At 71.6% G+C, this 12,765-nt stretch carries 11 protein-coding genes and 1 pseudogene; 6 read left to right on the top strand and 6 right to left on the bottom strand.

What is annotated here, in order from left to right:
* Window positions 1-80: 80 nt before the first annotated feature.
* Window positions 81-1,010 (bottom strand): AraC family transcriptional regulator, encoded by a 930-nt coding sequence (locus CCN44_RS19410; RefSeq protein ID WP_086698398.1) that lies wholly within the window; start codon window positions 1,008-1,010, stop codon window positions 81-83.
* Window positions 1,011-1,122: 112 nt separating this feature from the next.
* Here CCN44_RS19410 and CCN44_RS19405 point away from each other — a divergent pair, with 112 nt between their 5' ends.
* Together CCN44_RS19405 and CCN44_RS19400 are read left to right on the top strand one after the other, a co-directional pair.
* A complete protein-coding gene (locus CCN44_RS19405) occupies window positions 1,123-1,803 on the top strand; it encodes an NAD(P)H oxidoreductase (RefSeq protein ID WP_167404005.1) in 681 nt (226 codons plus the stop codon).
* 156 nt (window positions 1,804-1,959) lie between these two features.
* The gene (locus CCN44_RS19400; protein ID WP_086698396.1) at window positions 1,960-3,180 is read left to right on the top strand and encodes a metallophosphoesterase; all 1,221 of its coding nucleotides are present in this window, start codon (window positions 1,960-1,962) and stop codon (window positions 3,178-3,180) included.
* Between the two features lie 168 nt (window positions 3,181-3,348).
* Here CCN44_RS19400 and CCN44_RS19395 read toward each other — a convergent pair whose 3' ends face one another.
* Complete coding sequence (locus tag CCN44_RS19395; RefSeq protein WP_086698395.1) at window positions 3,349-4,560, bottom strand: lipase family protein; 1,212 nt, start codon at window positions 4,558-4,560, stop codon at window positions 3,349-3,351.
* A gap of 167 nt (window positions 4,561-4,727) precedes the next feature.
* Here CCN44_RS19395 and CCN44_RS19390 point away from each other — a divergent pair, with 167 nt between their 5' ends.
* Complete coding sequence (locus CCN44_RS19390; RefSeq protein ID WP_086698394.1) at window positions 4,728-5,921, top strand: PucR family transcriptional regulator; 1,194 nt, start codon at window positions 4,728-4,730, stop codon at window positions 5,919-5,921.
* 315 nt (window positions 5,922-6,236) lie between these two features.
* Here the strand turns inward: CCN44_RS19390 and CCN44_RS47385 are convergent, their stop codons facing one another.
* On the bottom strand, window positions 6,237-6,368 hold the full coding sequence (locus tag CCN44_RS47385; RefSeq protein WP_272934962.1) for a hypothetical protein: 132 nt from the start codon (window positions 6,366-6,368) through the stop codon (window positions 6,237-6,239).
* Between the two features lie 122 nt (window positions 6,369-6,490).
* The gene (locus tag CCN44_RS19385; protein WP_086698420.1) at window positions 6,491-7,084 is read right to left on the bottom strand and encodes a restriction endonuclease; all 594 of its coding nucleotides are present in this window, start codon (window positions 7,082-7,084) and stop codon (window positions 6,491-6,493) included.
* Between the two features lie 188 nt (window positions 7,085-7,272).
* Here CCN44_RS19385 and CCN44_RS19380 point away from each other — a divergent pair, with 188 nt between their 5' ends.
* From CCN44_RS19380 to CCN44_RS19375, 3 genes and pseudogenes are all read left to right on the top strand, one after another.
* Window positions 7,273-7,917, top strand: a complete 645-nt coding sequence (locus CCN44_RS19380) for a hypothetical protein (protein WP_237480975.1) — start codon at window positions 7,273-7,275, stop codon at window positions 7,915-7,917.
* Window positions 7,914-8,193: pseudogene (locus CCN44_RS46300) on the top strand (DNA cytosine methyltransferase); the annotation flags it as partial. The gene CCN44_RS19380 and the pseudogene CCN44_RS46300, both read left to right, overlap by 4 nt.
* Before the next feature lie 396 nt (window positions 8,194-8,589).
* Complete coding sequence (locus tag CCN44_RS19375; protein ID WP_086698393.1) at window positions 8,590-9,966, top strand: MFS transporter; 1,377 nt, start codon at window positions 8,590-8,592, stop codon at window positions 9,964-9,966.
* A 168-nt stretch (window positions 9,967-10,134) separates the two neighbouring features.
* Here CCN44_RS19375 and CCN44_RS19370 read toward each other — a convergent pair whose 3' ends face one another.
* On the bottom strand, window positions 10,135-12,054 hold the full coding sequence (locus CCN44_RS19370) for a helix-turn-helix domain-containing protein (protein ID WP_086698418.1): 1,920 nt from the start codon (window positions 12,052-12,054) through the stop codon (window positions 10,135-10,137).
* Window positions 12,055-12,130: 76 nt separating this feature from the next.
* Window positions 12,131-12,765: SDR family oxidoreductase (locus CCN44_RS19365; RefSeq protein ID WP_244203939.1), on the bottom strand; the 635-nt coding region annotated here is incomplete at its 5' end.

Below are 12,765 nucleotides of genomic sequence, written 5' to 3'. Positions count from 1 at the left end.
CGCTACCAGTTGACGCAGCGCGGTGGAAGGAGCAGGCGGCCGGCGCCGGAGGCCGCGTCCTTGCCGCCGCGCGCTGTAGGTCACGCCGCCGCAGCGCGGAACGTACTGGGACTCAGGCCTTTGTGGCGTTTGAAAGCGGCGCTGAAGCCGAAGGCGTCGGCGTATCCGACGGTCTTCGCGATCTGGGCGATGCTGAGGTCGGTGTCGGCAAGGAGGGCCTCGGCTTCGTCCATGCGGCACTCGGTGAGGTAGGCGAGGGGCGGGCGGCCCATCAGTTCGGTGAAGCGTCTGGCGAACAGCGCCCGGGAGACGCCGGCTTGCGCGGCGAGCGACGCGACTGTCCATGCATCGGCGGGCCGGTCGTGGAAGGCGTGCAGGGCGGGCGCCAGGACCGGGTCGGCGAGGCCGCGATACCAGCTCGGAGCGTCGTCACCCGACCGCTCGAACCAGGTGCGCAGCGTGCACACCAGAGCCCAGTCCAGGAGCCGGTCCATCAGCGCCTGCGAACCGGAGGAGAGCCGTGCGGCGTCGGCGGCTGAACTCTCCAGCCAGGCGCAGACTTCGGCGTCCTCGGTGACGACAAGAACGGGCGGCAGCGCGCGCAGGAGCCGTTCGTGGCGATGGCCGGAGGCGCGGTAGGCACCCACAATGAGTGCCGTGGCTCCGCCCGTGTCGGTGCCCCAGTTGATCCCGCCCAACGCTTGTACTGAGCACGGGGATTGTGCGGCGAAGCAGTTGATCTCGTACTCCGCGCGGGGGCGGTGGACGGCGGCGGGCTCGTCTGCGAGATGGAACGGTGCGGGGCCGCGCACGATGGCCGTGTCGCCTGCGGCGATCACCCGCTCGGTGCCGTCGGGCAGCAGCAGGCTGCCGCCCCCGCGCAGCACGGTGACCATGGTGAGCGGTGCGCCGTCGGCGAAGCGGATGGTCCAGGGCGCCTTCAGGACGGCATGGCTGACGACCGAGCCCTCGGCCCGGATGCCGCTCAGCAGCGAACTCAAGGGATCCATAGGGGAATCGTAGACGATCTCCTATGCCTTGGAGACTTTCTCCCATGGATCATCTACACGGCCCCGGTTGTACTGGACTCACCGAACACATCGAGTCCAGTCGGGAGACACTGTGCCTCAGCACACCGGTGACGCCGGAACAGCCCTCGTGGTCGTCGCACACCACCGTAGCGATTCCCTCACCGCACACACCGCCCGCCGTGCGGCCGCCCGCCTCGGAGCCGCCGGATACCGCATCGATCTGCTCGACCTGCACGCCGAGGGATTCGACCCTCGGATGAACGTGGAGGACCAGCCGGACTGGGGCAACCGGGAGAAGAGGTACTCGGAAGAGACACATGCTCATATGCGGCGCATCCTCGACGCCGATGTCATCGTCGCCGTCTTCCCCGTGTACTGGCAGAGCGTGCCGGCAGTCCTCAAGGGATGGATCGACCGCGTGTGGAACTACGGGTTCGCCTACGGCCGCAGCAAGCCCCGCCTGGCCGGCAAGCGCATCCTGTGGCTCGGCCTGGCCGGCGCCACCGCCGACGATCCCATCGCACAGGGAATGCAGTCCGTCCTTGAGGCCACCCTGAGCGAGGGCATCGCCTTGTACTGCGGCTTCTCACGCTCCACCGTGGGCCTGCTCCTCGACGCCGAGGAGCGACCGCAGCGCGTCGACGACGAGGGCAATCTGCTCGTCGGCGACGCGGTCACGGGCGCCGAACGCGAGGCCCAGTACGCCGACTTCGACCGTCGGACACTGGAGTTCGTGGAGAAGTTCCTCGCGGACGAATCGCTCGTGGCCTGAAGACGCCCGGATGCCTCGGGCCGACCNNGGTCGGCCCGAGGCATCCGGCAAGGGCCAGAATCACTCAGCCGACACAGTTGGTGGCCGAGCGCCCTGTCGAAGAAGGGGGCGCCCGGATACAGTGCGCGAGAGGGCAGCCTGGTCAGAGAGGGAAGCGTGACCGACACCGGCAACACCCGGCCCGCAGACAGCGAAGCGCCGGCTTCGCGGCCGAGCCGACTGCGCCGCCTGATGCGCTACGTCCCCCTGATCGCCCCTGTCCTGCTGTGGGCCGTGCCCTGCTGGATGCTCCTGCACACCGGCCAGCACTGGCCGCTGCCCGTCGCACTCGCCGGCACCGCCCTCTTCGCCCTCGGTCTCTTCGGAATGCCGCTCGCGATGGCGCGCGGCCACGGCCGGCGCCAACAGGACCGCGCTGCGATCGTCGGTGACACCCTGCTGGGCGCCGGCTGGGTTCTGTTCACCTGGTCCCTGCTGCTCGGCATCCTCTTGCGGCTCGCCCTCACCGTGGCCGGCGTCGGCGCGAGCCAGGACCGGGCTCGAACGGTCACATGGGCCGTGCTCGGCACAACCGCCGTACTCCTCACCTGGGGGTACGCCGAAGCCCGCCGCGTTCCCCGCGTGCGCCGACTCGACGTGCAACTCCCGCGGCTCGGTGCCGGGCTGGACGGCCTCCGCGTCGTCCTCATCACCGACACCCACTACGGTCCCCTCGATCGAGCCCGCTGGTCGGCGCGGGTGTGCGAGACGGTGAACGCCCTGGAAGCGGACCTCGTCTGTCACACGGGTGACATCGCGGACGGCACCGCCGAACGCCGCCGCGCCCAGGCCGCCCCACTCGCCACCGTGCGGGCCACCCGGGCCCGGGTCTACGTCACCGGCAACCACGAGTACTACAGCGAGGCCCAGGGCTGGGTCGACCTGATGGACGAGCTGGGCTGGGAGCCGCTGCGCAACCGCCATCTGCTGCTCGAACGCGGAGGCGACACCCTCGTGGTCGCCGGCGTGGACGACGTCACCGCCGAGTCCTCCGGTTTGACAGGCCATCGCGCCCACCTCGCCGGAGCCCTGCACGGCGCCGACCCCGACCTGCCCGTCCTGCTCCTGGCGCACCAGCCCAAGTTCATCGACCGGGCGGCAGCCGCCGGCATCGACCTCCAACTCTCCGGCCACACCCACGGCGGCCAGATCTGGCCCTTCCACCACCTGGTCCACCTCGACCAGCCCGCCCTCGCCGGCCTCAGCCACCACGGCACCCGCACCCTCCTCTACACCAGCCGCGGCACCGGCTTCTGGGGCCCGCCGTTCCGCGTCTTCGCCCCCAGCGAGATCACCCTGCTCGTGCTCCGCTCCCCGCACCTGCCCGCCCCGACGTAGCGCCTGCCGGGGCCGGTACAGCGAGGTGCCGGCCGACCAGGCAACCCGGGACGGGGCATCAGCAGCCGGCACGGCCAGGGACTCAAGCAACATGCGCCGACGAGCACGGACTGTGCCGTGGTGAGGAGGCGCTGGCCGTCGGGCCCGTTTCCGACGCACGCCGCTCGGTCAGCAGTCGTTCGCCACCGGCCTGCCCTCCAGGCGGTCCGCCAGCCAGCCGGTCGTGTCCGGGGCAGCTGCGTAGAAAGTGGCGATGTGGGTGGGCACGAGGTACGAGTCCCAGTCGACGGACGCGCCGAGTGCGCAGAGCCGGTCCTTCAGCTCGGTGCCCGCCCGGTAGGGGATCACGTCGTCCAGGCGCGAGTGGTAGAGCCGCACCGGCACCGCCGGACGGTGCTGCCCGGCCCGTTGTTCGGTGAGGCGGGCGCGCCAGTCGCCTCGCGCGAACGGGTCCTCGGTGGTCAGCCCGTCCCAGCTGTGCAGTCCGTACTTGGCGGCGATCTGCAGCGTGCAGTCGTCGGAGATGTCGGCCAGCAGCTCGCGGCCGTGGTCGGTGAACAGCTCCTCCAGGGGGAGTTCCGGGTATGCGTGCTTCAGGCCGACGGCCGCGGTCAGGCCGAAGCCGAAGGCCGGACTGCCGTCCACTCCCTCCGCGACCACCAGAAGGTCCGCGGCGGGCGCTCCGACCGACGCGCCGCGCAGGTCCAGCTCCGGTGCGTACGACGGCTGGAGCTCCGCCGCCCAGCTCGCCGCCTGGCCGCCCTGCGAGTAACCGGCGACAAGAACCGGAGCGTCGGCAGCGATCCCCGCCTCGGGCAGCCGCTGGGCGGCCCGCACCGAGTCCAGCACGGCCTGGCCCTCGGCCCTGCCGTTGACGTAGCTGTGCCCGCCGGGGGTGCCGAGACCCTGGTAGTCGGTGACGACCACGGCCCAGCCGCGGTCGAGCATCGACTTGATGACGAGGCTCTCGTACTGGGTGCCTTCGGCCAGTGCCCGCGAGGGAGCGCATCGGTCGCCCAGGCCGTGCGTGCCGATGGCGTGCGCGACCACCGGGCGCGGGCCGGGACCGGCGTACGGGGTCTCGGGGACGAGCACGGTGCCGGAGACGGCGATCCGGCGGCCCTCGGCGTCGGCGGAGCCGTACAGCAACTGCCAGGAGCGGACGTCCTGGTCGATGAGACCGGTCGGCTCGATGCGGAAGTCGGCGGCTCGGTACCGGATCAACTCGCCAGACCCTGTGGTGAGTTCGCCGGGCGGTGGGGTGTAGAAGGCGTCGCTGAGATCACCGCTCTCCACGGCGGCGGCCGGAGCGGGCACCGCGATCAGGGTGACCGCCAGCAGTGCGGCGAGGGCGGGCACGGCGGTGCGCAGAAGTCTCATGAGGGTCCTCGGGGTGAGTGAGGCTGACGAGTTCGTGCACCGATGATCGAGCGAGCGGTGTGCGGCTGGTGATAGCGCCGCTCACATGGTGTGACGCGTCATCATGTGATCAACGACAATGACATATACCGTTCGGCAATGCCGTACACCCTCGTTAGGATGCGGCCATGCCCGACATTCCCGTCACCACCCAGCCGACGGATCGACGGATCGGCTTACTCGCCACCGCCTTGAAGGGACGGCTGACCGAACTGGGCGAGCAGGCAGCCGAGCGGATCCTCGCACCGTCCGGCACCGTCGCCTACCGTCGACTGGTCCCCATCGAGGAGCTACGCGCCTCCTGCCGCGCCCATCTTGCCTTCACGCTTTCCTCGCTGACGGGTCGTCATGGCGCCGCGCCGGCCACCGCCACGGCGCTGCGCAGGGCCGGTCAGGGCGTTCCGCTGCCCGCCGTGATCGCCGCCTACCACGCGGGCGGACGCATGCTGCTGGAGGAGCTGACCGCCGAGGCACGCAACGCGGGCCATCACGGGCTGGAGGCGCTGCCCGACGGCGCCGCCCGCCTGCTCGGGCTGATCGAAACCGGTGCCAACGAGATCACCGCCGCCTACCGGCATGCGTCAGGGGCCGCCACGGGCCAGGTGGGCTCCCCCGCTCTCGCCGAGCTCTTCGACGGCACCGCCCGCACCACGGAGGCCCTCTGGCGGGCGGCGGACGCCCTTCGCCTGCCCTACGACGGACTGTTCGTGGTGCTGGTCGCCGACCCGCCGCCCGGGCCGGCGCCCGAACTCGGCAACCGGCTCGCCGCCCACGGCATCGCCTCCGCCTGGAGCCACACTGCCGGTCTGCTGGCGGGCCTGGTCTCGGTCCGCGACCAGCGCACACTGGAGCGGCTGCTGACCGTGCTCCAGCGGCAGGCCACCCTCCGCTACGGGGTGAGCCCCGCCTTCACGAGCCTCGCCGAATGCCCCACGGGCCTGCGGCTGGCCCGGCTTGCCCTGGCCGCAGCCGACACGGCCGGCCCGCGGGTCGTCCGTTTCGACGACGGCCCGCTGGCCGGGCTGGTGGCGGACTCCCCCGACGTCGCCGCCCGGATGGCCCGCTCCGTACTCGGTGCGCTGCTCGATCTCCCCGCCGAGCAACGCACCATGCTGATCGGCACACTCACCGCGTGGTACGCGGCCTCCGGCTCCACGGAGAAGGCCGCGCGGGCCCTGCACTGTCACGCCAACACCGTCCGTCAGCGGCTACGCCGGATCCACGCACTCACCGGACGCACCGTCACCGACCCGGTCGGCACAGCCGAGTTGTACGCCGCACTCCAGTCGCTCCGGACCCTGCCGCCATCGGCTCTGCACTGACCGGAGCTACGGCCGGCGCACACATGCCGCGGCGAACGGCGCGTCGACCCGCAGGCCGGCTGGGCCGTGTCACCAGACGCGTACGTCGACCCGGGGAGTTGCCCTGGCGGCAGGCGGACCGTCGCGCCGGTGGCGACGAGTTGCACGCTGCCGCCGTACGTCCCGACCGTGTCCCAGGTCAGCCGGTAGTCCCCGATGCCGAGGCGGACGAGTGCCGGTGTCTGGCCGGTGGACGCCCGGGAGTGGGCCGGTCCGCCACGGGGTTCGCCGGATCGCCGGTGACCTGCGCCAACGACGCCGCAGCGATCGGCACAGTCACCTCTCGGAGGCGATGCGGAACAGCCTCTCGGCCTTCCTCGTGTCGTCGTCGGCGCCACCGCACACCGGCACGACACCACCGTGATCGGCGGTGACGAGGTCGAACCGGCCGCCGACTCGAACGTCCATGCCTCAGCGAAGGCATGGACGCTGCTCAGCCAGGCCGACGCCGCGTCTCCGCCGCGGAACCAGTGGCCGGCCGCTTCTTCGGCTCGCACGTACTGGAGACGCCCAGCAGCAGTCCTCCGCCGTCAGGCAGACGGGCGCCGCCTGATACCACCGTCGCCGCCGTTCAGCGGGATCAAGGTCTCCAGACGAGCGCCCTTGACCCAGGCGCCCAGCAGGTCACGGTGCAGGGCCACGATGTCCTGGCGCAGTGCCAGTCCCACCGCGGCCTTCGTGAAGGTGCGGCAAGTGGTCACGAACAACGCGACATCCGCGCCGTGTTCGAGACGGGCGGTGCCGACGAACTTCTGCATGTCCTGCGAGGAAACGCTCCGGTGGGGTGCGTACTTCTTGCACTGGACGACCAGCTTTCGGCCGTCGGCCAAGTAGCCGACGACGTCCGCGCCCAGGTCGCCGCTCCTGCCACTGACGACGACCTTCGTGCAGCCGTCCCGTCGGCACAGATCGGCGACATACTCCTCGAACTCCTGCCACGACAGCGCGTCGACCTCGGCCATCGACAACTCCCGCGCCCTGGCCTCCTCCCGCGCCCGCCACGCCCGGTCCTGGCCGACCGCGAGACGGTGCGCCCGCAACAGTGCCCATCCGGCCCCGCCCACCACGGCCGCGGCGAGCACGGCCACGAGAACGGGCCACACCACCGACCAGTTCGCGGCCATCCACACCACGGCGATCACCGCCGACACCGCGCCCCAGCCCTGTAGTTGCCTACGCGTCCGCTTCTTCAAGCGCCGGCGCCGTCGACGTACTGCCATCACTCCCCCGCTCCCCGGCTCCGTGCCATGCAGTGTGCGGCGAGGGGCGCCGTCCGGGACGGGCGTGGGCGGGGGCTCATCGGCTGTCCTGGGTGACGCCGTTCGCAAACTGCCAAACTCTGACCAATCATCACAGAACACCCGCCAAGGTCTCCACAAAGCGCGCGACACGACTGGTGGAGTGCGGTGGCAGTGTCACGCTGCGCAGGGACGCCTCGCCCGCCACCCGGCAGTGGGTGGGTATCTCCACGGACGAATTCCACCGCGCCAAGGAGGCCGACGTCCGCTACATGCGCAACCGCCACCCGCTCATCGACCTGGGCTGGTCGCGCACCGACTGCATCCGCTACCTCGCCTCGCTCGGCCTCGCCGACACCCCGAAGTCCAGCTGTCTGGGCTGCCCATTCCATGGAAATGCCCAGTGGAGGCACATCAGGGATACCTCACCGTCCGAGTGGGCGGATGTGGTGGATTTCGATGCGGCCATCCGGCAGGGAAATGCGTGCGCCAACGCATCGGGCAACCGGCTGCTCGGCGAGGCGTTCTTGCACCGCTCCCGCGTGCCTCTGAGCGAGGCGCCGATCGATCACGTCACCGCCGCCGAACGGGCCGCTCTCCAGATAGCCGCCGACGATGCGGACGAGTTGGAGAACGGGGCGGTGGACGGCTGCTCACCCTGGGCGTGCCGCGGGGATGCGGACGCACCGACGCAGGACGACTTCGGGCTGGCCACTTGATACTTGATCTCTTCGCGGGGCCGGGTTGCTGGAGCCGGGCCCTGGCATCCCTCGGTGCGCGGGATATCGGCCTGGAATGGGACGAGTGGGCCTGTAAGACCCGAGCAGCCGCTGGTTAGTTGACCGTGCGGACCGATGTTGCGCTGTATCCGACGTGGCCCGGTCGGCCGGACGCGTGGGCTGATCGCGTCTCCTCCGTGCCAGGCGTGGAGCATGGCCGGCAAACGCCTCGGCCCACCGGCCAACGCAGAGGCTGCTTCCCTGGACGCCCCAAGAGGGTGGCCCGCACCTCCCGGCAGCGGCGTTAGCCGCGTATCAGCCTTCGGCGGAACCAACAAAACAGGTCACACGCCCCCCTTCAACGCAGCGTAGGCAGCACCAAGTCAGCACGGGAGAGGTGAAGACGGGTGATGACGTGGGCTTTCAGCCAGCACCGAACCAGCACCCGGCTCAGCCCGCCGCCATCAAAATCACACCGAAATACGCATCACAGACATCGCTCATCCCGGCCCCTTCCGAGTCGCCGAAGCACCCTTCGACGAGCCAGCATGGGGACCGCGCGCATAGCTCGCCTCAGAACTATGGTGTCCCACCACATACGCCTCTGACGTGCCCGTTTCTACGGTGTGGCGACACACAATCGTCCCCACCGCACACGAGGAAGTGGCGCACATGGCCTCCGGAACCACCGTTCCCCCACCCCCCGCCAGCCTCCCCCGCATCGTCGCCGCCAGCCTCATCGGCACCACCATCGAGTGGTACGACTTCTTCCTCTACGGCTCGGCCGCCGCGTTGGTGTTCAACAAGTTGTTCTTCCCGGACTCCGATCCGCTCGTCGGGACGCTGCTGTCGTTCCTGACGTACGCCGTGGGGTTCGCGGCCCGGCCGCTCGGGGCGCTCGTGTTCGGGCACTACGGTGACCGGCTGGGGCGGAAGAAGCTGCTGGTGCTGAGCCTGGTGCTGATGGGCGGGGCCACGTTCGCCATCGGACTGCTGCCCACGCACGCCACCATCGGGAGCGCCGCGCCGGTGCTGCTCACCGTGCTGCGGCTGGTGCAGGGCTTCGCACTCGGCGGCGAGTGGGGCGGTGCCGTCCTGCTGGTGTCGGAGCACGGGGACGCGCGGCGGCGCGGTTTCTGGGCCTCGTGGCCGCAGACCGGCGCGCCCGCCGGGCAGTTGCTCGCGACGGGTGTGCTCTCGCTGCTCACCGCCGTGCTGTCCGACGACGCCTTCGGCACCTGGGGCTGGCGTATTCCGTTCCTGCTCTCCGGAGTACTCGTCCTCGTGGGTCTGTGGATCCGTCTGTCCGTCGATGAATCACCCGTGTTCAAGGAGGCCTTGGAGCGGGCCGAGGCGCGGCGGGCCGGCGCGAGCGAGAGGCTCCCGCTCGTCTCCGTGCTGCGCCACCACTGGCGGGACGTGCTCGTGGCGATGGGCGCCCGGATGGCGGAGAACATCAGCTACTACGTCATCACCGCCTTCATCCTCGTCTACGCCACCACCTCGGCCGGCGTCTCCAAGCAGACCGCGCTCAACGCGGTACTCATCGGCTCGGCCGTGCACTTCGCGGTCATCCCGGCCTGGGGCGCGCTCTCCGACCGGGTCGGGCGGCGGCCCGTGTACCTGGTGGGTGCGGCCGGTGTCGGGCTGTGGATGTTCCCGTTCTTCGCGCTGGTGGACACCGGCTCGTTCGGGTACCTGATCCTGGCCGTGACCGTCGGCCTCGTGCTGCACGGCGCGATGTACGCGCCCCAGGCCGCTTTCTTCGCCGAGATGTTCGCGACCCGGATGCGGTACTCGGGCGCGTCCATCGGCGCCCAGTTCGCCTCCGTGGCGGCCGGTGCGCCCGCCCCGCTCATCGCCACCGCGCTGCTCTCCGACTACGACAGCTCCACCCCGATCGCGCTGTACGTGATCGCCGCCGCCGTGCTGACCCTGGTCGCCGTGGCCCTCGCACGCGAGACACGGCACCGGGACCTCGCCCGGGTCGCGGACGACGACGCCGAGCCCGCGGACGCGGCACCGGCCGCCGAGGCGCGCACCGTCTGACCGGCCCACCGAGGCCCCCAACCGTGTGAGCAGCCACGCCGTGGCCCGAGCCGTCTGATCGGCCACACCGTGGCCCGGACCGTCCGACCGGCCATCGACACCGGGGCCGTCCGATCGGTCCCACCGAGACCCACCACCGCGTTGACCGGCTCCCGCTCAGGGGGCCGGTCAGCGTCGTCCTGGTGTGGCCAGACGGTGCAGGCGCAGGGCCAGTTGGATCTCCAGGGCGCGGGCGGGGGTCTGCCAGTCCGCGCCGAGCAGGCGGCCCACGCGCTCCAGGCGCTGCGCGACCGTGTTCACATGGACGTGCAGCGCGTCCTTGGTGCGTGCCGGGCTCATCCCGCCCTCGAAGTACGCGTCCAGGGTGCGCAGCAGTTCCGTGCCGCGCCGCTCGTCGTACGACACCACCGGGCCGATGGTGCGCTCGACGAAGCCGGCGATGTCCCGTTCGCCCGCGAGAAGCAGGCCGAGGAAGCCGAAGTCCTCGGCCGCCGCGCCGTCCCCGGCCCGGCCCAGCAGGTGCAGCGCGTCCAGGCAGCGGCGGCCCTCCGCGTAGGCGGCGGCCACCGTCTCGGGGTGTCCGGCGAGGTCGGTCACGGGGGCCGAGGCGCCGACGGTGACCGGCTGGTGGACGGCCGTGCCCAGATGGCGGGCGGTGCGGCGGGCCACCTCCGCGGCGGTGTCGCCGGCACCGAGCGGCAGCAGCAGGACGGTGCCGCCGTCGCGGGCGGCGGCCAGACCGTGCCGGGTGGCCGCGAGGTGGGAGGCGGCGGACCACAGCCGGCGGCGGGCCGAGGCCTCCTCGTCGGCGTCGGCCGCCGGGCCGTCGAGGCGGGCGGCGAGGACGACATGGGTGGCGTCCAGGTCCGCCTGGAGGCGGCTGGCGCGTTCGCGCAGCAGGCGGGGGTCGCGGTCGCGCGCGTCGAGCAGGTCGTCCAGCAGCTCGCCGCGAACGCGCTGTTCGGCCTCGGCGGCGGAGCGCCGGGCGAGCAGCAGCAGGGACGTGACCATCGCCGCCCGCTCCAGGGTGCGCTGGTCGACGGGGTCGAGGCCGGGGTGCCCGCGCAGGACCAGCGCGCCGAGGAGTTCCCCGCCGGCGGCCACCGCGGCGATCCAGTCGCTGCCGTGCCGTACGGCGTGCCCCTCGGCGCGGGATGCCCGCAGCGCCTCGGCCGGTGCCGCCGCGGCCTCGGTGAACTGGACGGTTCCGTCGAGGACCTCGGAGACGGCGGCGGCCACGTCGTGGACTCCGCCGCCGCGCAGGACGAGTTCGGCGAGCCGGTCGTGGACCTCGGACGCGCGCTCGATGACGGCGCTGCGGTCCTGGATGATCTCGTTGGCGCGCTCCAGGCCGGCCAGCGCGGCCCTCGTCTCGGTGAGCAGGTTGGCGGTGTCGATGGCCGCCGCGGCGAGCGCGGCGAACGAGCCGAGCAGGGCGATCTGCTCGCGTTCGAAGACCCGCGCGCGCCGGTCCGCCGCGAAGAGGACGCCGATCACGTGCGGGCCGAGCATCAGAGGGACGCCGAGGATCGCGACCAGGCCCTCGTCGCGGACACCGGCGTCGATGGTGAGGGTGTGCTGGAAGCGGTCGTCCTGGAAGTAGTCGTCGGTGACGTACGGCCGCGCGGTCTGGGCGACGAGTCCGCCGAGCCCCTCCCCCATGCCGAGGCGCAGCTGCTGGAAGCGGGCGGAGACGGAGCCCTCCGTGACCCGCATGTAGGTGTCGCCGCGGGCCGGGTCGTTGAGGCTGAGGTAGGCGACGTCGGTGCCGAGCAGGGAACGGGCGCGCTGCACGATCGCCTGCAGGACGGCGTCCAGGTCGCGGAGTCCGGCGAGGTCGTGGGCGGTCTCGAAGAGCGCCGACAGCTCCGCCTCGCGCCGTCGGCGGCCCTCCAGCTCCGCGCGCACGCGCAGCGCGAGCAGTCTGGCCTCTTCCAGCGCGGCGATCCGGTCGGCCGGCTCGCCCGCGGCTCGGGCGAGCAGGACGGGCTGCTCGTAGGCCTCCACGGAGGCGTCGCGGGCCAGCAGGTCGAGGTAAGGGGCCTCGGCGCTGCCGCTGGGTGCCGACTGCAGTTGATCGCGGGACATGGTCACAGGATTCCGTATCGGCCACCCGGCCCGGCAGGCCTGTGGAAAACTCCGGGAGCCGGTGCGGCCGGGCCTTTCAGTGGGCCGTCCACCCGCCGTCCAGGACGAGGGAGGTGCCGGTGACGAAGGACGCCTGCGGGCTGCACAGGTAGGCCACGGCCTCGGCGACCTCCTCGGGTTCGATGAGCCGCTTCAGGGCGCTGTCCTTCAGCAGGACCTCGGACAGCACGCGTTCCTCGGGGATGCCGTGTGCCTGCGCCTGGTCGGCGATCTGCTTCTCGACCAGTGGGGTGCGCACATATGCCGGGTTCACACAGTTCGAGGTCACACCGTGGGCGGCGCCTTCCAGCGCGGCCGTCTTGGACAGGCCTTCGAGGCCATGCTTGGCGGCCACATAAGCGGACTTGAAGGCCGAGGCGCGCAGACCATGGACGGAGGACACATTCACAATGCGGCCCCACCGGTGTGCGTACATGTGCGGCAGGGCGCCGCGGATGAGGCGGAACGGTGCCTCCAGCATCACGGTCAGCACCGTGTGGAACACCTCGGGCGGGAACTCCTCGATGGGCCGCACGAGTTGCAGCCCGGCGTTGTTGACCAGCACATCGGTGCCGGCGGCGGCGAGCCGCAGCGCGCAGGCGCGGCCGATGCCGCTGGCGGCACCGGTGACGAGCGCGGTGCGGCCGCCGAGGTCGAGGGCGAGGGCCTGAG

Source organism: Streptomyces tricolor (assembly GCF_002155905.1).
GTDB lineage: Bacteria > Actinomycetota > Actinomycetes > Streptomycetales > Streptomycetaceae > Streptomyces > Streptomyces tricolor.
Note: the sequence above shows the minus strand (reverse complement) of the source record. Positions and strands in the feature narration are given on the sequence as shown.

Excerpts from the sequence above, each read along its gene's own strand:
- CCN44_RS19410 (WP_086698398.1), bottom strand. The coding sequence starts at position 1,010 with ATGGATCCCTTGAGTTCGCTGCTGAGCGGCATCCGGGCCGAGGGCTCG.
- CCN44_RS19395 (WP_086698395.1), bottom strand. The coding sequence starts at position 4,560 with ATGAGACTTCTGCGCACCGCCGTGCCCGCCCTCGCCGCACTGCTGGCG.
- CCN44_RS19390 (WP_086698394.1), top strand. The coding sequence starts at position 4,728 with ATGCCCGACATTCCCGTCACCACCCAGCCGACGGATCGACGGATCGGC.
- CCN44_RS47385 (WP_272934962.1), bottom strand. The coding sequence starts at position 6,368 with ATGGACGTTCGAGTCGGCGGCCGGTTCGACCTCGTCACCGCCGATCAC.
- CCN44_RS19385 (WP_086698420.1), bottom strand. The coding sequence starts at position 7,084 with ATGGCCGCGAACTGGTCGGTGGTGTGGCCCGTTCTCGTGGCCGTGCTC.
- CCN44_RS19375 (WP_086698393.1), top strand. The coding sequence starts at position 8,590 with ATGGCCTCCGGAACCACCGTTCCCCCACCCCCCGCCAGCCTCCCCCGC.
- CCN44_RS19370 (WP_086698418.1), bottom strand. The coding sequence starts at position 12,054 with ATGTCCCGCGATCAACTGCAGTCGGCACCCAGCGGCAGCGCCGAGGCC.